Below are 20786 nucleotides of genomic sequence, written 5' to 3'. Positions count from 1 at the left end.
GCGGGAAGGAGGGCCCGGGCCCTTGGTGGAGCGGTTCCGCGGGACGGGCCTGTTTTCCGCGGGGCGGCGGCGGGTGGCAGGATTCGAAGCATGTCTGACCAGCTCCGCGCCCCCGCCGCCGGCCCGGCCGAAGGCCCCGCCGCCCCCTACGACGCCCTCCTGCTGCTGTCCTTCGGCGGTCCCGAGGGGCCCGACGACGTCGTGCCGTTCCTGGAGAACGTCACGCGCGGGCGCGGCATCCCGCGCGAGCGGCTCAAGGAGGTCGGGCAGCACTACTTCGGCTTCGGCGGCGTCAGCCCGATCAACGGCCAGAACCGCGAGCTGCTGGACGCCCTGCGCAAGGACTTCGCCGGGCACGGGCTGGACCTGCCGGTCTACTGGGGCAACCGCAACTGGGCCCCGTACCTGAACGACGTGATGCGCGAGATGGCCGCCGACGGGCGCCGCCGCATCGCCGTCCTCGCGACCAGCGCGTACGCCTCGTACTCGGGCTGCCGGCAGTACCGCGAGAACCTCGCGGACGCGCTCGCCCTGCTGGTGGAGGAGGGCACCGCCGAGGCAGACCTGCCGAAGGTCGACAAGCTGCGGCACTACTTCAACCACCCCGGCTTCGTGCAGCCGATGATCGACGGCGTGCTGGCCTCGCTGGCCGAGCTGCCCGAGGAGGTCCGCGCCGGGGCGCACCTGGTCTTCACCACGCACTCCATCCCGATCGCGGCCGCGGACGCCTCCGGCCCGGTGGAGGACCACACGGCGGACGGCGCGGGCGGGGCCTACGTCGAGCAGCACCTGGACGTCGCGAAGCTGATCGCCGACGCGGTCCGCGCCGAGACCGGCACAGAGCTGCCCTGGGAGCTCGTCTACCAGTCGCGCAGCGGCGCCCCGCACATCCCGTGGCTGGAGCCGGACATCTGCGACCACCTGGAGGCCCTGCACGGAGCGGGCGCCCCGGCGGCGGTCATGGTGCCGATCGGCTTCGTCTCGGACCACATGGAGGTGCTGTACGACCTCGACACGGAGGCGACGGCGAAGGCCGCCGAGCTGGGGCTGCCCGTCGCCCGCTCGGCCACGGTCGGCGCCGACCCCCGGTTCGCGGCGGCGGTACGGGACCTCGTGCTGGAGCGGGCCGCGGCGGAACGCGGGGACGCCGTGGAGCGTTGCGCGCTCGGGCTGCTCGGGGCGAGCCACGACCTGTGCGCGGTGGGCTGCTGCCCGGCGCGCGCGCCCCGGCCGGCGGCCGCGGGCGTGGACAGCCCGTACGCGTAGCCGCCGGTGTGCGCAGTGAAGTCCGTACGAGAAGTCCGCAGAAGTCGATGAACGGGAGCCGGGCGTGATCTCCGAAGAGCTGAAGACCGAACTGCTGGACGTGGCCCTGGAGGCGGCCGGCCGGGCGGGCGCGCTGCTGAGGGACGGGCGGCCCGCGGATCTGGCGGTCGCCTCGACCAAGACGAGCCCGATCGACGTGGTGACCGAGATGGACATCGCGGCCGAGAAGCTGATCACCGGCATCCTCGGGGAGCGCCGGCCCGAGGACGGGCTGCTGGGCGAGGAGGGCTCCGAATCGGCCGGCACCAGCGGGGTGCGCTGGGTCATCGACCCGCTGGACGGCACGGTGAACTACCTCTACGGGCTGCCGACCTGGGGCGTGTCCATTGCCGCCGAGTACCGCGGCGAGACGGTGGCCGGGGTCGTGGCGGCGCCGATGCGCGGGGAGACGTACCACGCGGTGCTGGGCCGCGGGGCCTGGCTGGGCGGGGTCCGCCTCGCCTGCCGGCCGGCCGCTCCGCTGGACCAGGCGCTGATCGGCACCGGGTTCGCGTACGTCCAGAGCCGCCGGGCGCACCAGGCCGACGTCGCGCAGCGGATCATCCCGCTGGTCCGGGACGTCCGGCGGGGCGGCTCGGCGGCGATCGACCTGTGCGACGTGGCCGCCGGACGCCTCGACGGGTACTGGGAGCGCGGGCTGAACCCCTGGGACCTGGCGGCCGGCGAGCTGATCGCGCGGGAGGCCGGCGCGGTGACGGGCGGCAGGCCCGGAGAGCCCGCCTCGGGCGAGCTCGCGCTGGCCGCGACCCCCGCGGTGTTCGCCTCGCTGGGGCCGCTGCTGGAGGAAGCCGGGGCCTGGCACGACTGAGCGGCGTCCCCAGGCGAGCTCCAGAGAGCTCCCGGGCATGAGGGAACCCCGGCGGCCGGGTGGCGGCCTCCGGGGTCCGGGGGTGTGGGTACGGCGGCTGGAATCAGCAGGCGGAGACGGTGACCGGAACGCCGTGATCGGCTGCGATGCGCTGGAGGTCTTCCAGCTCAGCCTGTTCCACTTCCACGAGGAAGTCGTCGCCCGTCTCGCGAGCCTGCCTGAGGTCCGACTGCGTGCTCCTGATGCGCTGCAGGAGACCCGCGGTGAATGCGTCCATGGTGGGTTCGCCCCCTCTTCGTGGGTCGGCGGCGGCACGTGGCAGTGCGCCGTCAGGGAGGTGTTCGGGGTGTGAAGTCGTCCTCCCCGCCGCCCTGGCCCCAGAAACCTCGTAAGGCAAGGGAATCCTCACTTCCCCTCACTTCCGTCCCGCGCGTCACCCCCCGAGCAGCGTCTTACAGCCGGTTTACCGGCGAAAGGGGCAGGATGGAGGCCACATGACACGCCTGCCCTGACGGGCTCTGAGGAAGGAAACGACGTGCGCGTACTCGTCGTCGAGGACGAGCAGCTGCTCGCCGATGCGGTGGCCACCGGACTGCGCCGGGAGGCCATGGCCGTGGACGTCGTGTACGACGGCGCCGCGGCCCTGGAGCGCGTCGGAGTGAACGACTACGACGTGGTCGTGCTCGACCGGGACCTCCCGCTCGTGCACGGCGACGACGTGTGCCGGAAGATCGTCGAGCTCGGCATGCCCACCCGCGTGCTCATGCTGACGGCCTCCGGCGACGTGAGCGACCGGGTCGAGGGCCTGGAGATCGGGGCGGACGACTACCTGCCCAAGCCGTTCGCGTTCACCGAGCTGACCGCCCGGGTACGGGCCCTCGGCCGGCGCACCACGGTCGCGCTGCCCCCCGTGCTGGAGCGCGCCGGCATCAAGCTGGACCCGAACCGGCGCGAGGTGTTCCGTGAGGGCAAGGAGGTGCAGCTGGCGCCGAAGGAGTTCGCGGTGCTGGAGGTCCTCATGCGCAGCGAGGGCACGGTCGTGTCCGCCGAGCAGCTCCTGGAGAAGGCGTGGGACGAGAACACGGATCCCTTCACCAACGTGGTGCGCGTGACGGTGATGACGCTGCGCCGAAAGCTGGGGGAGCCGCCGGTCATCGTGACCGTCCCCGGTTCCGGCTACCGGATCTGACGCGGGTGGCAGCCACCCCGCGGCCACCATCCGCGCCACCGAAACCGACCTGGGACCCCGGCCAGCCCGAGGGTCCTTTCCCTTGGCTGCGGCCGACCATCCGGATACGTCTCACGCTGCTGTACGGCGGGATGTTCCTGATCGCCGGCATCCTGCTGCTGTCGATCATCTACCTGCTGGCGGCCCAGGCGCTGCGCGAGGGCAACGCCCTGCCGTTCAAGATCGTCGGCGGCGCCGACATCCAGGTCGTCAGCAGCTGCCCCGGCGTGAGCGGCGCGGGCCAGCTGCCCGACCAGTTCAACGCCGCGATCAACACGTGCATCCTCGAACAGCGCCGGCACGCGCTGGACGATCTGCTGAGCCGGTCGCTGATGGCCCTGATGGGGCTGAGCATCATCGCCTTCGCCTTCGGCTACGCGATGGCCGGCCGGGTGCTCTCGCCGCTGGGCAAGATCACCCGTACCGCCCGCCGGGTGGTCGGCTCCGACCTCACCCGGCGGATCGAGCTGGACGGCCCGGACGACGAGCTCAAGGAGCTCGCCGACACCTTCGACGAGATGCTCGACCGCCTCGAGCGGGCCTTCACGGCCCAGCAGCGGTTCGTGGCCAATGCCTCGCACGAGCTGCGGACCCCGCTGGCCATCAACCGGACGCTGCTGGAGGTGCACCTCTCCGATCCCGGGGCTCCGGTGGAGCTCCAGCAGCTCGGCAAGACGCTGCTCGCCACCAACGAGCGCAGCGAGCAGCTGGTCGAGGGCCTGCTGCTGCTGGCCCGCAGCGACAACCAGATCATCGAGCGCAAGCCCGTGGACCTGGCGGAGGTGGCCTCGCGCGCCCTCGACCAGGCGCGCGGGGAGGCGCAGGCCAAGGGCGTGGAGATCCGCGGGGAGCGCGCGCTGGCCGTGGTCCAGGGCAACGGCGTGCTGCTGGAGCGGATCGCGCTCAACCTGGTGCAGAACGCCGTGCGCTACAACGTGCCCGAGGACGGCTGGGTGGAGGTCACCACCGAGGCCGTGCACGGGCAGGCGGTCCTGCTGGTATCGAACACGGGTCCCGTGGTTCCCGCGTACGAGGTGGACAACCTCTTCGAGCCCTTCAGGCGGCTGCGTACGGAGCGCACGGGCAGCGACAAGGGTGTCGGGCTCGGCCTCTCGATCGCGCGCTCCGTGGCGCGCGCACACGGCGGGAGGATCCAGGCGGTACCGCGCGAGGGCGGTGGCCTCGTGATGCGTGTCACTCTGCCCTTGTGAGTGCGACCACCCCGTGTTCGCTGTTGGCTGAATGCTTGGGTCGTGAAGGCAGTGACTTCTGTGCGATCGATCACAGTGTCGAGTGTCCGGCCCTATGCGCTCAGTGACCTTGGGGGGGCCGGAAAGCCCGGGAAGTCCGGGTTTCCGGCCCCCCTAGCGGCGGGAAATACATGGGGTGGCGTTTGTGCAAGACGGCCCCCGGACCGTGTACGGTCCCGGTCGTCATCCCAGCCAATCGCTCTTCTGAATGTGCGGCTGGGTGTCGATTGAGTAACAGACCTTGATGTGAGGCAAAATCTCCGCCTCAGGTCGGGCACAAGTCCGGCCTCTCGCGCGTTACGTGCGCTGAGACACCCGCTAAATCCCAGAGGGGGAGAGCGAACTATGGCAACGGACTACGACACCCCGCGCAAGACCGACGACGACGTAGACAACGACAGCATCGAAGAGCTGAAGGCTCGTCGGAACGAGAAGTCGCACTCGAACGTCGACCTGGACGAAATCGACAACGCCGAGGGCCTCGACCTGCCCGGCGCAGACCTCTCCAACGAGGAACTGGCCGTACGGGTCCTGCCGAAGCAGGCCGACGAGTTCACCTGCACGAGCTGCTTCCTGGTGCACCACCGCAGCCAGCTGGCACGCGAGAAGAACGGTCAGCCGATCTGCCGCGAATGCGACTGAGAGGCGTCGGCCGTGACTGGCTCGACACCATTTCGGAAGCGCCGCTTCCGAAAAGCTGGTGATCCGGCGGAGACGCGCGAGGGAACCGAGGGCCTGGAAACAGGCCCTGGAGCCCCCGGCGTACCCGCCGTGCTCCCCGACACCGCCGAGGCGGTGACGTCGGCCTCCGAGGCCGGCGAGGGGCCCCGGAAGCACTCCGGGGTCCGTCGGCTGCAAGCCGTCAAGAACGGTGTGCGCAAGGGCGGCGAAAGTGCCAGGGCCGCCGCCCTTTACCTCACCGACCGAGTCATCGAGAACGCACCGCGCGTTCCGGTTCGGGACCTCGCGACCCTGCGCGCGCAGTTCCCGGGCCTCGGGCCCGATCAGCTGGCCGACAAGCTGATCTCGGGCGCCGCCAACGCCACTTCCACGGTCGGCGCCGGGATCGGCGCCGCCGCCATGCTGCCGGTGCCCCCCGCCATGCCGGCCGAGCTGGCCGCCGAGATCACCGGGGTCGCCGCGATCGAGCTGAAGCTCATCGCCGAACTCCACGAGGTCTACGGCCTGCGACCGCCCGGCGGCCTCAAGGAGCGCAGCGTCGCCTACCTCACGTCGTGGACGGAGGAGCGCGGGGTCGACCTCACCAAGCCGACGACGCTGAACGCCGCGCTCGGCGGGCAGATGAAGCGCGAACTGCGCCAGCAGATCATGAAGCGGATGTTCCGCAACCTGCCCAACCTGATGCCGTTCATGGTCGGCGCCGCCGTCGGAGCGGTCATGAACCGCCGGGACACCCGCAAACTCGCCGAGAAGGTACGTACGGACCTGCGGGCCCGCTCCGTGCCCTGGAACGCGCTTCCGCAGCTCCCGCCCCTGGAGCGGCCCACCGAGGCCCTTCCCGAGGCGGCCAGGGCCGCCGTCGAGGGCCGGATGTTCGACCCGCGGGCCATCGACCCGGGGGCCGTCGACCCGCGGGACTGAGCCCGGCCGGGGTCAGTCCCGGCCCTGCGCCGCGCGGATGGCCGCCACCAGGGCCTGCGGCTCGCGGGTGGAGACGTAGACGTACGGGGTCGGGTCGGCCGGATCGGTGATCTCGACGCGCACCGCCGTCGGCACGTAGCTGCGCATCAGCATGAAGGCGCGGGTGTCGGCCTTGTACGTGCGCCAGGCGCGGGCCTCCTCCGCGTCCAGCACCTCGGGATCGCCCAGCGCCGACACCGGGATCCGGGCCTCCCCGGCGGCCAGCGCGCCGCCCACCACGCGCACGCGCTGGGAACCGTACGAACTCACCACCAGCCCCGCCAGCGCGGTGCCCCCGATCAGCCCCGCCAGCAGCGGCAGCGTGCCCAGCGGAAGCAGCATCAGCGCGCAGGCCAGGCCGGTCAGGGCGGCGATGGCCCACCAGGAGCGGGGGGCTGTCAGACGTTCGTCGTGGTGCGCGGGGGAGAGCTGCATGCGGCCAAGCCTGCCACGAGGCGACCGGCGGGTAGCCGCGCGGGTAAGGTCTGCGGCTGTGAGTGGACGAAAGACAGCGTTGACGCCCCCCGCCGATGCCACGGCGCCGGTGCGGCACCCCGATGCCCCGGCCCCCGGCGAACTGCTCGGCGCGCACTACGAGCACTGCTTCGGCTGCGGCGGCGGCCAGCCGCACGGACTCCACCTGGAGGCCCGCGCGGGTGAGGGCGTGCGCGTCAGCGCCGAGTTCACCGTGAAGGCCGCCCACCAGGGTGCGCCCGGCCTCGCGCACGGCGGCGTCCTCGCCACCGCGCTCGACGAGACCCTGGGCTCCCTGAACTGGCTGCTGCGCGTCATCGCCGTCACCGGCCGGCTGGAGACGGACTTCGTCCGGCCCGTGCCCGTGGACACCGTGCTGTACCTGGAGGCCGAGGTCACCGCCGTCGCCGGCCGGAAGATCTACTCCAGCGCGGTCGGCCGAATAGGCGGACCGCAGGGACCGGTGGCACTGCGCGCCGACGCCCTCTTCATCGAGGTGAAGGTCGACCACTTCATCGACAACGGACGGCCCGAGGAGATCCGGGCGGCGATGGCCGACCCGGACCAGGTCAGGCGCGCACGCGCCTTCGAGGTGAACCCCTGATGTCTGAGAACAACACCGGCGTGGACGTGGCCATCCGGCGCGTCGACCCGGAGGTGCCGATTCCGGCCTACGGGCACCCGGGCGACGCCGGCTGCGATCTGGTCACCACCGTGGCCGCGGAACTGGAGCCGGGGGAGCGGGCGGTCCTGCCCACCGGGATCTCCATCGCCCTGCCCGAGGGGTACGCGGCCTTCGTGCACCCGCGCTCGGGCCTGGCCGCCCGCTGCGGGCTCGCACTCGTGAATGCCCCCGGGACGGTGGATGCCGGGTACCGTGGGGAGATCAAGGTGATCGTGGTCAACCTCGACCCTCGCGAGAGCGTCAGGTTCGAGCGTTTCGACCGCATTGCCCAGCTGGTTGTCCAGCGAGTCGAGCAGGTGCGCTTCCACGAGGTGGCGCAACTTCCCGACTCGGCGCGGGCCGAGGGGGGTTTCGGCTCCACCGGTGGTCATGCGGCCGTGGCCGGATCCGGCGCTGGTCAGCAGGGTGGGAATGGCTACGCTTCGGTCGTATCCGACCGGGAAGGACAGTGACGTGTTCGGACGTCGCAAGAAGAACGACTCCGTCAAGGACGGCGGCGCGGCCGAGCAGGTCGTCGACGGCGTCGGTGCCGATGAGCAGGACGGCACGGAGGAGAACGACGCGGTACAGCCGCGCAGGGTGAACCTGCCGCCGGCCCCGCGTCCCGACGGCCCGTGGGACATCTCCGAGGTCCCCGGCAACCCCGAGGAAGGCCGGGTCGACCTCGGCGGCATCCTCGTACCGGGTGTCGAGGGCATGGAGCTGCGGGTCGAGGTCGCCGGGGACGCGATCGTCGCCGCGACCGTGGTGCTCGGCGACAGCGCCGTGCAGCTGCAGGCCTTCGCCGCGCCCCGCAAGGAAGGCATCTGGGGCGAGGTCCGCGAGGAGATCGCCGAGGGCATCACGAAGCAGGGCGGCATCATCGACGAGGTCGAGGGCCCGCTCGGCTGGGAGCTGCGCGCGCAGGTCCCCGTACCGCTCCCGGACGGGCAGACCGGCGCCCAGCTGGTCCGCTTCGTCGGTGTGGACGGTCCGCGCTGGTTCCTGCGCGGTGTCATCTCCGGCCAGGGCGCGGTGCGTCCCGAGTCGGCCGGGGTGCTGGAGCGGATCTTCCTGGACACCGTCGTGGTCCGCGGCGAGGGCCCGATGGCTCCGCGCGACCCGATCGTCCTGAAGCTGCCGAACGACGCGCAGATGGTGCCGGACGGCGTCCAGACGGACGACGCCGGGGACCAGGAGGGCTCCCGCTTCGGCGGTGGCATGGGCCAGCTGGAGCGCGGCCCGGAGATCACCGAGGTCCGCTGACCCCGGGCTCGACCGCATACGGCCGTGGGCCGCACTCCTCCGGGGGTGCGGCCCACAGCCGTGTCCGCGGTGCTGCGCCGGCCGCGTCAGGGAACCGTCAGGGATCCGCCCGCAGCAGGTCATCGGCGCGTGAACACGGCGGACGTCCCGGAGAATGGCCGCATGGGACGCGGCAAGCTCAGGATCTATCTCGGCTCGGCCCCCGGCGTGGGCAAGACGTACGCCATGCTCTCGGAGGGCCACCGCCGGGTCGAGCGCGGCGCCGACTGCGTCGTGGGCTTCGTCGAGCACCACGGGCGGCCGCGCACCGAGGTCATGCTGCACGGCCTGGAGCAGGTGGAGCGCAAGGAGCTCGTGTACCGGGGCGCCGCCTTCACCGAGATGGACGTGGACTCCCTGCTGGCCCGCAAGCCCGCCATAGCCCTGGTGGACGAACTGGCGCACACCAACGTGCCGGGCTCGCGCAACGCCAAGCGCTGGCAGGACGTGGAGGAGCTGCTGCGGGCCGGGATCGACGTGATCTCCACCGTCAACATCCAGCACCTGGAGTCCCTGGGCGACGTGGTGGAGTCGATCACCGGCGTGCGGCAGCGGGAGACCGTCCCCGACGAGGTGGTGCGCCGCGCCGACCAGATCGAGCTGGTCGACATGTCCCCGCAGGCCCTGCGCCGCCGCATGGCGCACGGCAACATCTACAAGTCCGACAAGGTCGACGCGGCCCTGTCCAACTACTTCCGCCCCGGGAACCTGACCGCGCTGCGCGAGCTCGCGCTGCTCTGGGTCGCCGACCGGGCCGACGAATACCTCCAGCAGTACCGGGGCGAGCACAACATCCGCTCCACCTGGCAGGCGCGCGAGCGGATCGTCGTGGGCCTCACCGGCGGCCCCGAGGGGCGCACCCTCATCCGGCGGGCCTCCAGGGTGGCGGCCAAGGGCTCCGGCAGCGAGATCCTGGCCGTCTACATCGCCCGCAGCGACGGGCTGACCGCGGCCTCGCCCAAGGAGCTCGCGGTCCAGCGGACGCTGGTCGAGGACCTCGGCGGAACGTTTCACCATGTCATCGGCGACAACGTGCCCGAGGCGCTGCTCGAATTCGCCCGCGGGGTCAACGCCACCCAGATCGTGCTCGGCTCCAGCCGCCACCGCTCCTGGCGGTACGTCTTCGGCCCCGGCGTCGGCGCCACCGTCGCCCGCGACTCGGGGCCCGACCTCGACGTGCACATCGTCACGCACGAGGAGGTCGCCAAGGGCCGGGGCCTGCGGCCCGTGGCCCGCTCGGCGGCCCGGCTCGGCCGGACCAGGCTGGTGGCCGGCTGGGTGGTCGGGGTGGCCCTGCCGCTGGCGCTCGCGACCCTGCTGACGCACATCGACACCGACCCCGGCCTCGCCAACGAGATGCTGCTGTTCCTGGCGCTGACCGTGGCCGCGGCCCTGCTCGGCGGGCTCTGGCCGGCGCTCGCCTCCGCCGCCGTCGGCTCCCTGCTGCTGAACTACTACTTCGCCCCGCCCATCCACCGCTTCACCATCTCGGACCCCAAGAACATCGTGGCCATCGCCGTCTTCTTCGGCGTCGCGGGCTCCGTGGCCTCCGTCGTCGACGCCGCCGCCCGCCGCACCCACCAGGCCGCCCGGCTGCGCGCCGAGTCCGAGATCCTCTCCTTCCTCGCCGGCAGCGTGCTGCGCGGGGAGACCACCCTGGACGCCCTGCTGGAGCGGGTGCGCGAGACCTTCGCCATGGAGTCGGTGGCGCTGCTGGAGCGCGAGAGCGACGTCGAGCCCTGGCGGCCGGCTGGCAGCGTCGGCCCGAACCCGGTCGCCCGCCCCGAGGACGCCGACGTGGACATGCCGATCGGCGACCACATGGCACTGGCCCTGTCCGGGCGGGTGCTGCCCGCCGCGGACCGCCGCGTGCTCGGCGCCTTCGCCGCCCAGGCCGCCGTCGTGCTCGACCGGCAGCGGCTGGTCGGGGAGGCGGAGGAGGCCCGCCGGATGGCGGAGGGCAACCGGATCCGGACCGCCCTGCTGGCCGCCGTCAGCCATGACCTCCGTACGCCCCTGGCCTCCATCAAGGCCTCCGTGAGCTCCCTGCGCTCCGACGACGTGGAATGGTCCGAGGAGGACCGCGCCGAGCTCCTGGAGGGCATCGAGGACGGCGCCGACCGGCTCGACCACCTCGTGGGCAACCTGCTCGACATGTCGAGGCTCCAGACCGGCACCGTCACCCCGCTGATCCGCGAGATCGACCTCGACGAGGTGGTCCCGATGGCGCTGGGCGGCGTACCCGAGGGCAGCGTGCTGCTCGACGTGCCAGAGACCCTGCCCATGGTGGCGGTGGATCCGGGGCTGCTGGAGCGGAGCGTGGCCAACGTGGTGGAGAACGCGGTGAAGTACAGCCCGCCCGGGGAGCAGGTGCTGGTGGCCGCCAGCTTCCTCGGCGACCGGGTCGAGGTACGGGTCGTGGACCGCGGGCCGGGCGTGCCCGACGAGGCCAAGGACCGGATCTTCGCCCCCTTCCAGCGGCACGGCGACGCGCCGCGCGGCGCCGGGGTCGGGCTCGGGCTGGCCGTCGCGCGCGGCTTCGCCGAGGCCATGGGCGGCACGCTGGAGGCCGAGGACACCCCCGGTGGCGGGCTCACGATGGTGCTCACGCTGCGGGCGGCGACCGGCGGGCGGCCACAGATCCGCGTGAGCGTGGACGGCGAGGGGCGCAGCGCGCCCGGCGGGGCCGGGGGGCACCCGGTGGATTTTGATCTCGATTCGATACGACCGACACGACCGACACGACAGAAGGCAGGACCTCAATGACCCGGGTGCTCGTGGTGGACGACGAACCCCAGATCGTCCGGGCCCTCGTGATCAACTTGAAGGCGCGCAAGTACGAGGTCGACGCCGCTGCCGACGGGGCGAGCGCCCTGGAACTGGCCGCCGCCCGCCACCCCGACGTGGTCGTCCTGGACCTGGGCCTCCCCGATATGGACGGGGTCGAGGTGATCAAGGGGCTGCGCGGCTGGACCAGGGTCCCGATCCTGGTCCTCTCCGCCCGGCACAGCTCCGACGAGAAGGTCGAGGCCCTGGACGCGGGAGCCGACGACTACGTCACCAAGCCCTTCGGCATGGACGAGCTGCTCGCCAGGCTGCGCGCCGCCGTCCGGCGGGCGGAACCGGGCGCCGGGGCCGGCGAGGACGAGGTGATCGTCGAGACCGACACCTTCACGGTGGACCTCGCGGCGAAGAAGGCGGTGCGCGCCGGCCGCGACGTGCGCCTGACGCCCACCGAGTGGCACCTGCTGGAGGTGCTGGTGCGCAACGGCGGCAAACTGGTCAGCCAGAAGCAGCTCCTCCAGGAGGTCTGGGGGCCCTCGTACGGGACCGAGACCAACTACCTGCGGGTCTACATGGCCCAGCTGCGGCGCAAACTGGAGGCCGACCCCTCGCACCCGATCCACTTCATCACCGAACCGGGCATGGGATACCGCTTCGAGAGGTAGTGGGGGCGCCGGTACGCTTCCTGTATGAGTGCTGAACCGCGTCCCGAGAACCCCGCGAAGCCGGCGAAGCCCGCCAGGCCCGCGGGCAGGTTCCGCCGGATGATAGAGCGGCTGTCCACCTCGCAGGAGGAGCTGCATTCGGCGGAGCTGCAGGAGGACGCAGAAGCCGCGGGCTGCACGCGGATCTGCGACTGCCACGACCGTCAGATAGTGAAGGTGACCGGGACGCTGCGGACCGTCACCCTGCGGCCGCGCGCGGGCGTCCCCGCCCTGGAGGCCGAGCTGTTCGACGGCTCGGCCGCGCTGGACGTCGTCTGGCTCGGGCGTCGCTCGATCGTGGGAATCGAACCCGGCCGTCGCATGATCGCCTCAGGGCGGATCTCGATGAGCCACGGCCGTCGGGTGCTCTTCAACCCGAAGTACGAACTCCGACCGCTCGGACAGGAGCACTGACGGTGACGTCACTCGACAAACCGACCACGCCCGGCGTGGACCCCGCCGCCGAGCCCTCCGCGGACCAGAAGGCCGTGACGCAGGCGGCCCTCTTCGACGCCTTCGGCGGCATCCGGGGCACCGTGGAGACGATGCTCCCCGGCCTGCTCTTCGTCATGATCTACACGATCAACAAGGACGTGAAGCTGTCCGCCATCGCGGCGGGCGCGGTCGCGGTCCTGCTGGTCGTGGTGCGGCTGCTGCGCAAGGACACGGTCAAGCACGCCTTCAGCGGGGTCTTCGGCGTGGGCGTGGGCGTGGCCTTCGCCCTGTTCACGGGCAGCGCGAAGGGGTTCTACCTGCCCGGCATGATCTACGGCGCCGGCCTGGGCGTGGCCTTCACGCTCTCCGCGCTGGTGGGCTTCCCGCTGCTGGGCGTGATCCTGGGGCCGGTCTTCAAGGAGAACCTGTCCTGGCGCACGCGCAACCCCGGGCGCAAGAAGGCGTACGTCAAGGCCAGCCTGGCCTGGGGCCTGATCTTCCTCGCGAAGTACGCGATCCTCTTCCCGCTGTACTGGTGGGGTGACGCGACGCAGCTCGGCTGGGTGCTGATCGCGCTGAAGCTGCCGCCGATGGTGCTCGCGGTGTACTTCACCTGGCTCTTCCTGGCGCAGGCGCCGCCGCCGATCAACGTGATCGCGGAGTGGGAGGCGGAGGAGGCCGCGGAGAAGGCGGCGAAGGCGGCCGCGAAGGCCGCGGAGGGCCGGGGGGTCTGACCTCCTACGCCGCTGCGTGCGCGGGCCATTCCAGCCCCGCCGGCGTTTGAGGCGCGGGGTCTGGGGCTGAGCCCCAGGTGCCCAGGCGGCAGCCGGCCCGGACCGCCGCGCAGCCTCGTAGCCGGGATGTGCGAAGGGGCGGCTGACCGTGATGGTCAGCCGCCCCTTCGGCGGTTCAGCGGGACCGCAGGTCAGTCCGCGGCCTGGAGGAGGTCCTCCAGCTGCTCCTCGCGGGCCTGGGCGGCCACGAAGAGGAGCTCGTCGCCGGGCTCCAGGGTCTCCTCGCCGTGCGGCGTGAGCACCCGGTTGCCCCGGATGATCGTGACCAGCGAGGTGTCCTCGGGCCAGGTGATCTCACTGATCTGCTTGCCCGCGACCTGGGAGTCGGCGGGCAGGGTCAGCTCGACGAGGTTGGCGTCGCCGTGGCTGAAGCGCAGCAGCCGGACCAGGTCGCCGACGCTGACGGCCTCCTCGACCAGCGCCGACATCAGGCGCGGCGTGGAGACGGCGACGTCGACGCCCCAGGACTCGTTGAAGAGCCACTCGTTCTTCGGGTTGTTCACCCGCGCCACGACCCGGGGGACCCCGTACTCGGTCTTGGCGAGGAGGGAGACGACCAGGTTGACCTTGTCGTCACCGGTCGCGGCGATGACCACGTTGCAGCGCTGGAGCGCCGCCTCGTCGAGCGAGGTGATCTCGCAGGCGTCGGCCAGCAGCCACTCGGCCTGCGGCACCCGCTCCACCGAGATGGCGGTCGGGGCCTTGTCCACGAGGAGCACCTCGTGGCCGTTCTCCAGGAGCTCGCCCGCGATGGAACGGCCCACCGCGCCGGCTCCGGCGATCGCGACCCTCATGCGTGTGCCTCCTCAGGACCCTCGGCGAAGGCTGCCTCCACCTTGTCGATCTCGTCCGTCCGCATCATCACGTGGACGAGGTCGCCCTCCTGGAGGACGGTCGCCGATGTCGGCAGCATGGCCTCGCCCAGCCGGGTGAGGAAGGCGACGCGGACGCCGGTCTCCTCCTGCAGCCGGCTGACCTTCTGGCCGATCCAGGTGGTGGAGATGTGCACCTCCGCGAGCTGGACACCGCCGCTCGGGTCGCGCCACAGCGGCTCGGCGCCCGAAGGCAGCAGCCGGCGGAGCATCTGGTCGGCCGTCCAGCGGACGGTGGCGACGGTGGGGATGCCCAGGCGCTGGTAGACCTCGGCGCGCTTGGGGTCGTAGATGCGGGCGGCGACGTTCTCGACGCCGAACATCTCACGGGCCACCCTGGCGGCGATGATGTTGGAATTGTCACCACTGCTCACCGCGGCGAAGGCGCCCGCCTCCTCGATGCCGGCCTCGCGCAGCGTGTCCTGGTCGAAGCCGACTCCGGTGACGCGACGGCCGCCGAATCCGGCTCCCAGCCGGCGGAATGCGGTGGGGTCCTGGTCGATGACCGCGACCGTATGCCCCTGCTGTTCCAGGGTCTGCGCGAGGGCGGAGCCCACTCTTCCGCAGCCCATAATGACGATGTGCACGGCCGTCCTTCCGGCTGTCAGCGGCTCGCTGGGTTCCAGCCTCATTGCTGCTCTGGCTTAACAGGGTCTCAGACCATGGCCCAAGCTACACACGGGCGGTCACCACTGTGACCATTTGGGCGGCAGGCGGGGCTCCTTTGCCCTGGATGCGGTGCGACTTCCCGCCGTATAGGGGTGGGGGGTTCGTCAGGCCGATTTCGAACGCTTACGATCCTCTGCGTGTCCAAACTGACCGACGTGCCCAAACGGATCCTGATCGGCCGGGCGCTACGCAGCGACCGCCTCGGGGAAACACTCCTTCCCAAGCGGATCGCCCTGCCCGTGTTCGCGTCCGACCCGCTCTCCTCGGTGGCATATGCCCCCGGCGAGGTCCTGCTGGTCCTGTCGATCGCAGGCGTGTCGGCGTACCACTTCAGCCCCTGGATCGCCGTCGCGGTCGTCGTGCTGATGTTCACGGTGGTCGCCTCCTACCGGCAGAACGTCCACGCCTACCCCAGCGGCGGCGGTGACTACGAGGTCGCCAACACCAACCTCGGGCCCCGGGCCGGTCTCACCGTCGCGAGCGCCCTGCTCGTCGACTACGTCCTCACGGTCGCCGTGTCGATCTCCTCGGGGGTCGAGAACCTCGGTTCCGCCGTCGATTTCGTCATCGAGCACAAAGTGCTCTCGGCGATCATCATGATTCTGCTGCTCACGCTGATGAATCTGCGCGGTGTGAAGGAATCCGGGAACCTCTTCGCCATCCCGACCTACGTGTTCGTCGGCGCCGTCTTCCTGATGATCGCGTACGGCGCCTGGCGCGGCCTGGTCATGGGCGACACCATGGAGGCCCCGACTGCCGGCCTGGAGATCAAACCCGAACACCAGGGGCTCGCCGGCTTCGCGCTGGTCTTCCTGCTGCTGCGTGCCTTCTCCTCCGGCTGCGCGGCGCTCACGGGCGTCGAGGCCATCAGCAACGGCGTACCGGCCTTCCGCAAGCCCAAGAGCAAGAACGCGGCCACCACCCTCGCCCTCATGGGCGGCCTGGCGGTCGTCATGTTCTGCGGGATCATCGGCCTGGCCATGGCCACGAACGTCCGGATGGCCGAGAACCCCGCCGCCGACCTGCTGCAGAACGGCGTCCCGGTCGGCGAGGGCTACGTCCAGAACCCGGTGATCTCGCAGGTCGCCGAGGCCGTCTTCGGCAACGGCAGCTTCCTCTTCATCGTGCTCGCCGCGGCCACCGCGCTGGTCCTCTTCCTCGCCGCGAACACCGCGTACAACGGCTTCCCGCTGCTCGGCTCGATCCTCGCCCAGGACCGCTACCTGCCGCGCCAGCTGCACACCCGCGGCGACCGCCTCGCCTTCTCCAACGGCATCGTGCTCCTCGCGGGCGCCGCCATACTGCTGGTGTGGATCTACGACGCCGACTCCACGAAGCTGATCCAGCTCTACATCGTCGGCGTCTTCGTCTCCTTCACGCTGAGCCAGATCGGCATGGTCCGGCACTGGAACCGCCACCTGCGCGCGGAGCGCGACCCGGCCGCGCGCCGCCGGATGCACCGCTCCCGGGCGATCAACACCTTCGGCGCCTTCTTCACCGGCATGGTCCTGGTCGTCGTCCTGGCCACTAAGTTCACCCACGGCGCCTGGGTCGCCCTGCTCGGCATGGTCATCTTCTACGGAACGATGTCCGCGATCCGCAAGCACTACGACCGGGTCTCCGAAGAGATCGCAGCCGCCGAGGGCCCGAGCGACGACAGCGTGCGCCCCTCGCGGGTCCACTCCATCGTCCTGGTCTCCAAGGTCCACAAGCCCACCCTGCGCGCCCTGGCCTTCGCCAAGCTGACCCGCTCGGACCGGCTGGAGGCGCTCAGCATCAGCGTCGACCCGGTTGAGACCAAGGCGCTGCGCGAGGAGTGGGAGCGGCGCGGCATCAACGTCCCGCTCAAGATCCTCGACTCCCCGTACCGCGAGATCACCCGCCCGGTCATCGAGTACGTGAAGGGCCTGCGCAGCGAGAACCCGCGCGACGCCGTCAGCGTGTACATCCCGGAGTACGTGGTCGGACGCTGGTACGAGCACCTGCTGCACAACCAGAGCGCCCTGCGCCTCAAGGGCCGGCTGCTCTTCACCCCCGGTGTGATGGTCACCTCGGTGCCCTACCAGCTGGAGTCCTCCGAGCTGGCGAAGAAGCGGGCGAAGAAGCGCGCGGAGTGGAACGCCCCGGGCGCGGTGCGCCGCGGGCCGGTCGACACCCCGCGTCCGCGTCCCAAGGACCCGGCGGGGAAGTAGGTCCCGCAGCCCGCTCATCGGGTTGGCGAACGGCCGGACGAGATCCACGTAAACTGGTGGGTCGGTCGTCCGGCCGTTCCTTTTCGATTCTGATCTTCTGATCCACATCTCCTTGGAGTCTCCCCACCATGACGAGCGAGCAGAACGAGAAGCAGTCACTGGTCGGGGAGGAGTACGAGGTCGAGGTCGGCCCCGTCGCGCACGGCGGGCACTGCATCGCCCGGACCGCCGAGGGCCGTGTCCTGTTCGTCCGGCACACGCTGCCCGGCGAGAAGATCATCGCGCGCGTGACCGAGGGCGACGCCGACTCCCGGTTCCTGCGCGCCGACGCCATCACCGTCCTCGACCCCTCCAAGGACCGCGTCGAGGCCCCCTGCCCCTACGCCGGCCCCGGCGCGTGCGGCGGCTGCGACTGGCAGCACGCCAAGCCGGGCGCCCAGCGCCGGCTCAAGGGCGAGGTCATCGCCGAGCAGCTGCTGCGGCTCGCCGGGCTCACCCCGGAGCAGGCCGGCTGGGACGGTACGGTCATGCCGGCCGAGGGCGACAAGGTGCCCGCCGGGCAGGTCCCGCAGTGGCGCACCCGCGTGCAGTACGCGATCGACGAGGACGGTGTCGTGGGCCTGCGCAAGCACCGCTCGCACGACATCCAGCCGGTCGACCACTGCATGATCGCGGCGCCCGGCGTCACCGAGCTCGGGATCGAGCAGCAGGACTGGCCCCAGATGGCCACCGTCGAGGCCATCGCCGCCACGGGCTCGGGTGACCGCCAGGTCGTCCTGACCCCCCGCCCCGGCGGCCGCCTCCCGCTCGTCGAGCTCGACAAGCCGGTCTCGGTCCTGCGCGTCGAGGAGAAGGACGGCGGGGTCCACCGCGTCCACGGCCGCCCCTTCGTGCGCGAGCGCGCGGACGGCCGTACGTACCGCGTCGGCATGGGCGGCTTCTGGCAGGTCCACCCGCAGGCCGCGGACACCCTGATCAAGGCCGTCATGCAGGGCCTGATGCCGCGCAAGGGCGAGATGGCCCTCGACCTCTACTGCGGCGTCGGCATCTTCGCGGGCGCCCTCGCGGAACGCCTCGGCGAGACGGGCGCCGTCCTCGGCATCGAGTCGACGAAGCGCGCGGTGGAGGACGCCCGGCACAACCTCACGGACTTCCCCCGCGTCCGCATCGAGCAGGGCAAGGTCGAGCAGATCCTCCCGAAGACCGGCATCACCGAGTGCGACCTCGTCGTCCTGGACCCGCCCCGCGCGGGCGCGGGCAAGCAGACGGTCCGCCAGGTAGCCGGACTCACCCCGCGCCGCATCGCCTACGTGGCCTGCGACCCGGCAGCCCTGGCCCGCGACCTGGCCTACTTCCAGGAGGCGGGCTACAAGGTCCGCACCCTGCGCGCCTTCGACCTCTTCCCGATGACGCACCACGTGGAGTGCGTCGCGATCCTTGAACCGGTCGCAAAGAGCTCCTGACCTGCAGGTTTGTCGATGGGCGTTATGTGCGTTGCGGGCGTTACGGGCGATATCTTGACGCTGATCTGACGCTCGTGACGCTCATTTGACGCTCGGCAGGCGCATTTCCTGAAGGGGTGTCAGCATTAGCTGACACTTCATCAGTCGTGAGGAGTTGTCTTGGACCGGGCCTGCGCCCGGTCGGGGAGGCGGCTTCTGCGAGCGCCGATCGGGCCCGGTGTCGGGCCCTTCGGCGCGTCGGGCGAACTTCACCGCGAACACTCTCTGTAGCGGAGAATGAAAATGTTCAGCATGACCACCCTGCTGATGACCCGCGTTTCTGGCTGGGGTGAGGAGTCGGGGTGAGGAGCCGAAGGCCGCCACGGGTGGCTGCTGGCTGCTACCCCTCGGCCGTGCCGCACAGCCGTCGGTGGCAGAGCCCCTCAGTAGTGCCCGTGTTCTTGTGGGCCTGCCGAATACCTGGATGTGCGAGCCGACGATGCAGAAGATCGCCAGGGCGCGGAGTGCGACGCTCGTCTCCCGGGTCCGCCTGCCCAGCGGGTTCGCCGGGCGGAAGAGCACATAGGCACGGGCGGCGGGACGGTATGTCCCGTCGGCCCGGCCCGGCCCGGCGCGGGGTGGGTGGCGGGTTCTGCCAGTCGGATGCTCGATGATCGCGCCGTGGCGCCGGTGCGCTGCTGTCAGGTGTCTTGAGGGCGTGAGAGAAAGTGATGGGGGATATGAAGGGCACGGAAGGTCCGGTTGTGCCGGAAGTGGTGGACAGCCCTGCCCTTCGGGCCCAGCCGTCCGGCGGGCTGGCACGGTGGATGCTGCGGCACCAGGTGTAGCCGGTGGGGCCGGCGGCCGGTGAAGGGCATGCTGAGCCGCACGCGTGGTGGAAGGTGATGTGCCTGACCGGCGTTGACTACTTCTCCAGCCTCGCCTACGTCCCGGCGATCGCCGCACTTGCCGCCGGGGCGGTTTCGCCGCTGGCGACGCTGCTGATCGTGGCGCTGACACTGCTGGGCATGCTGCCGATGTACCGGCGGGTGGCGAAGGAGAGCCCGCACGGCGCCGGATCGGTGGCGATGCTGGAGGACCCTGCTGCCGTTCTGGCGGGGCAAGCTGATCGTGCTCATCCTCCTCGGCTTCGTGGCCACCTCATGGATCATCACCATCACCCTCTCCACCGCAGACGCCTCCGTACATGTGGTGGAGAACCCCTTCTTCCCCGCCGTCCTGCACGGCCACGAGGTCGCCCTCACCATCGCGCTGCTGCTGGTCCTCGGCGGGGTGTTCCTGCTCGGGTTCAGCGAAGCGGTCAGCGTCGCCATCCCCCTGGTCGTGGTGTTCCTCGCGCTGAACGCGGTCGTCATCGGCATCGGCCTGACCTACGTGTTCACCACCCCGGGCGCCTGGTCCGCGTGGACCGACGCCCTCGCAGCGGGCGGGGGCGGCTTCGGTGACCTGCTGGGGCCGGCGCTGCTGGCGTTCCCCCTGCTGGTGCTGGGCCTGTCGGGCTTCGAGACCGGCGTGAGCATGATGCCGCTCGTTGCCGCCGACGGGGCGGACGAGGAACAGCGGCTGCGCTCGCGGATCCGCAACACCCGCAGGCTGCGTCTTCACGCCCCGCATCTCAGCATGGACATGCTCACCAGGCGGCCCGGACGGCGATCAGTACCACGATCGAGCCATCACGAACCGAGGAAGATCGGACTTATCTCCCACTTGCAACACCAGAAACGCCATCAGCTTTACCCGTCGTATCACTTAACTCCCTTTGACTCGCTTCGGGTTGGTCCCGCTGAAAAGAGTGCAGACCACGACGAAACCGATCAGTGCCGGGATGGGCATATGGCCTGCCGGCTGGTCGATGTCGTCGACGTACACCAGGGAGAGGACCGCCCACAGCGGAGTGCCGAGGATGAGCAGGGGATAGGTGTGGCGCTCGCCGAGTCCGCGCATTCCGGCCCACAGCAGCAGGGGCATGAGCAGCCAGGAGGCCACGACGGTGGCGCCGAACTCGGTCAGTCCCGACCACGAGTCCGGGTTGTCGGAACTCTGGTCGCGTCCCCAAGCCAAACCCGCGCTTAAGGTGAAGTGGCAGGCCGCGGTGGCGATGGCGGAGACGGCACCGCCTTTGATGTGCCGTGCGTATCTCATGGTGGTGTCCAGGTGTCAGGGAGCGGGCCCCCACC

General features: G+C 71.0%; 20 protein-coding genes. 16 read left to right on the top strand and 4 right to left on the bottom strand.

The features are described 5' to 3' along the window. Nucleotides 1-90 precede the first annotated feature (90 nt). Nucleotides 91-1266 carry a ferrochelatase gene (locus ACODT5_RS13270; RefSeq protein ID WP_422519370.1) on the top strand — a complete coding sequence of 392 codons (1176 nt, stop codon included), beginning with the start codon at nucleotides 91-93 and terminating at the stop codon, nucleotides 1264-1266. A gap of 64 nt (nucleotides 1267-1330) precedes the next feature. Further along, entirely contained in the window at nucleotides 1331-2134 is an 804-nt protein-coding gene (locus tag ACODT5_RS13265; RefSeq protein ID WP_422519369.1) for an inositol monophosphatase family protein, read from the top strand. Nucleotides 2135-2237: 103 nt separating this feature from the next. Here ACODT5_RS13265 and ACODT5_RS13260 read toward each other — a convergent pair whose 3' ends face one another. Next, entirely contained in the window at nucleotides 2238-2411 is a 174-nt protein-coding gene (locus tag ACODT5_RS13260; RefSeq protein WP_204357838.1) for a hypothetical protein, read from the bottom strand. Between the two features lie 258 nt (nucleotides 2412-2669). Here ACODT5_RS13260 and ACODT5_RS13255 point away from each other — a divergent pair, with 258 nt between their 5' ends. The 4 genes from ACODT5_RS13255 to ACODT5_RS13240 all read left to right on the top strand — a co-directional run bounded on the left by ACODT5_RS13255 (nucleotide 2670) and on the right by ACODT5_RS13240 (nucleotide 6214). Beyond that, complete coding sequence (locus tag ACODT5_RS13255; RefSeq protein ID WP_112451148.1) at nucleotides 2670-3323, top strand: response regulator transcription factor; 654 nt, start codon at nucleotides 2670-2672, stop codon at nucleotides 3321-3323. 5 nt (nucleotides 3324-3328) lie between these two features. Next, the gene (locus ACODT5_RS13250; RefSeq protein ID WP_422519368.1) at nucleotides 3329-4573 is read left to right on the top strand and encodes a sensor histidine kinase; all 1245 of its coding nucleotides are present in this window, start codon (nucleotides 3329-3331) and stop codon (nucleotides 4571-4573) included. A 384-nt stretch (nucleotides 4574-4957) separates the two neighbouring features. Continuing rightward, nucleotides 4958-5254, top strand: coding sequence for a DUF4193 domain-containing protein (locus ACODT5_RS13245; RefSeq protein ID WP_422519367.1), 297 nt, complete (start codon nucleotides 4958-4960; stop codon nucleotides 5252-5254). A gap of 12 nt (nucleotides 5255-5266) precedes the next feature. Further along, nucleotides 5267-6214 (top strand): hypothetical protein, encoded by a 948-nt coding sequence (locus ACODT5_RS13240; protein ID WP_422519366.1) that lies wholly within the window; start codon nucleotides 5267-5269, stop codon nucleotides 6212-6214. A 12-nt stretch (nucleotides 6215-6226) separates the two neighbouring features. Here the strand turns inward: ACODT5_RS13240 and ACODT5_RS13235 are convergent, their stop codons facing one another. Next, nucleotides 6227-6688 (bottom strand): DUF3093 domain-containing protein, encoded by a 462-nt coding sequence (locus tag ACODT5_RS13235; protein WP_422519365.1) that lies wholly within the window; start codon nucleotides 6686-6688, stop codon nucleotides 6227-6229. A gap of 58 nt (nucleotides 6689-6746) precedes the next feature. On the opposite strand from ACODT5_RS13235, the gene ACODT5_RS13230 reads away from it, so the two are divergent. From ACODT5_RS13230 to ACODT5_RS13200, 7 genes are all read left to right on the top strand, one after another. Next, a complete protein-coding gene (locus tag ACODT5_RS13230) occupies nucleotides 6747-7331 on the top strand; it encodes a PaaI family thioesterase (protein ID WP_422519364.1) in 585 nt (194 codons plus the stop codon). Then, complete coding sequence (gene dut, locus ACODT5_RS13225) at nucleotides 7331-7864, top strand: dUTP diphosphatase (protein WP_422519363.1); 534 nt, start codon at nucleotides 7331-7333, stop codon at nucleotides 7862-7864. Before ACODT5_RS13230 ends, dut begins: the two co-directional genes overlap by 1 nt. 1 nt (nucleotide 7865) lies before the next feature. Beyond that, nucleotides 7866-8657 (top strand): DUF3710 domain-containing protein, encoded by a 792-nt coding sequence (locus tag ACODT5_RS13220; protein WP_385382560.1) that lies wholly within the window; start codon nucleotides 7866-7868, stop codon nucleotides 8655-8657. A gap of 162 nt (nucleotides 8658-8819) precedes the next feature. Then, entirely contained in the window at nucleotides 8820-11462 is a 2643-nt protein-coding gene (locus ACODT5_RS13215; protein WP_422519362.1) for a DUF4118 domain-containing protein, read from the top strand. Next, nucleotides 11459-12145, top strand: coding sequence for a response regulator (locus tag ACODT5_RS13210; RefSeq protein WP_422519361.1), 687 nt, complete (start codon nucleotides 11459-11461; stop codon nucleotides 12143-12145). The genes ACODT5_RS13215 and ACODT5_RS13210 overlap by 4 nt, the downstream gene beginning before the upstream one ends. 24 nt (nucleotides 12146-12169) lie before the next feature. Then, nucleotides 12170-12598: an OB-fold nucleic acid binding domain-containing protein gene (locus ACODT5_RS13205; protein WP_422519360.1), complete on the top strand. Its 429-nt coding sequence runs from the start codon at nucleotides 12170-12172 to the stop codon at nucleotides 12596-12598. Between the two features lie 2 nt (nucleotides 12599-12600). Continuing rightward, a complete protein-coding gene (locus tag ACODT5_RS13200) occupies nucleotides 12601-13353 on the top strand; it encodes a DUF3159 domain-containing protein (RefSeq protein WP_422519359.1) in 753 nt (250 codons plus the stop codon). A 191-nt stretch (nucleotides 13354-13544) separates the two neighbouring features. Here the strand turns inward: ACODT5_RS13200 and ACODT5_RS13195 are convergent, their stop codons facing one another. Further along, complete coding sequence (locus ACODT5_RS13195; protein WP_214953432.1) at nucleotides 13545-14207, bottom strand: potassium channel family protein; 663 nt, start codon at nucleotides 14205-14207, stop codon at nucleotides 13545-13547. Next, nucleotides 14204-14872, bottom strand: coding sequence for a potassium channel family protein (locus ACODT5_RS13190; protein WP_422519358.1), 669 nt, complete (start codon nucleotides 14870-14872; stop codon nucleotides 14204-14206). The genes ACODT5_RS13195 and ACODT5_RS13190 overlap by 4 nt, the downstream gene beginning before the upstream one ends. A 219-nt stretch (nucleotides 14873-15091) precedes the next feature. Between ACODT5_RS13190 and ACODT5_RS13185 the strand changes: the two genes are divergently transcribed. From ACODT5_RS13185 to ACODT5_RS13175, 3 genes are all read left to right on the top strand, one after another. After that, a complete protein-coding gene (locus tag ACODT5_RS13185) occupies nucleotides 15092-17146 on the top strand; it encodes an APC family permease (protein WP_422519357.1) in 2055 nt (684 codons plus the stop codon). 128 nt (nucleotides 17147-17274) lie between these two features. Next, nucleotides 17275-18609 carry a class I SAM-dependent RNA methyltransferase gene (locus ACODT5_RS13180; protein WP_422519356.1) on the top strand — a complete coding sequence of 445 codons (1335 nt, stop codon included), beginning with the start codon at nucleotides 17275-17277 and terminating at the stop codon, nucleotides 18607-18609. A 1110-nt stretch (nucleotides 18610-19719) separates the two neighbouring features. After that, nucleotides 19720-20682, top strand: a complete 963-nt coding sequence (locus ACODT5_RS13175; protein ID WP_422519355.1) for a hypothetical protein — start codon at nucleotides 19720-19722, stop codon at nucleotides 20680-20682. Nucleotides 20683-20786 lie beyond the last annotated feature (104 nt).

This window comes from Streptomyces tatrensis, from assembly GCF_049310065.1.
In the GTDB taxonomy this organism is placed as follows: Bacteria; Actinomycetota; Actinomycetes; order Streptomycetales; family Streptomycetaceae; genus Streptomyces.
The sequence above is the reverse complement of the archived record's forward strand: the minus strand, read 5'-3'. Positions and strand labels throughout refer to the sequence as shown.

Bases quoted from the DNA above. Each gene is read 5' to 3' on its own strand.
- ACODT5_RS13270 (WP_422519370.1), top strand. From the start codon at position 91: ATGTCTGACCAGCTCCGCGCCCCCGCCGCCGGCCCGGCCGAAGGCCCC.
- ACODT5_RS13260 (WP_204357838.1), bottom strand. From the start codon at position 2,411: ATGGACGCATTCACCGCGGGTCTCCTGCAGCGCATCAGGAGCACGCAG.
- ACODT5_RS13245 (WP_422519367.1), top strand. From the start codon at position 4,958: ATGGCAACGGACTACGACACCCCGCGCAAGACCGACGACGACGTAGAC.
- ACODT5_RS13235 (WP_422519365.1), bottom strand. From the start codon at position 6,688: ATGCAGCTCTCCCCCGCGCACCACGACGAACGTCTGACAGCCCCCCGC.
- dut (WP_422519363.1), top strand. From the start codon at position 7,331: ATGTCTGAGAACAACACCGGCGTGGACGTGGCCATCCGGCGCGTCGAC.
- ACODT5_RS13215 (WP_422519362.1), top strand. From the start codon at position 8,820: ATGGGACGCGGCAAGCTCAGGATCTATCTCGGCTCGGCCCCCGGCGTG.
- ACODT5_RS13210 (WP_422519361.1), top strand. From the start codon at position 11,459: ATGACCCGGGTGCTCGTGGTGGACGACGAACCCCAGATCGTCCGGGCC.
- ACODT5_RS13205 (WP_422519360.1), top strand. From the start codon at position 12,170: ATGAGTGCTGAACCGCGTCCCGAGAACCCCGCGAAGCCGGCGAAGCCC.
- ACODT5_RS13195 (WP_214953432.1), bottom strand. From the start codon at position 14,207: ATGAGGGTCGCGATCGCCGGAGCCGGCGCGGTGGGCCGTTCCATCGCG.
- ACODT5_RS13180 (WP_422519356.1), top strand. From the start codon at position 17,275: ATGACGAGCGAGCAGAACGAGAAGCAGTCACTGGTCGGGGAGGAGTAC.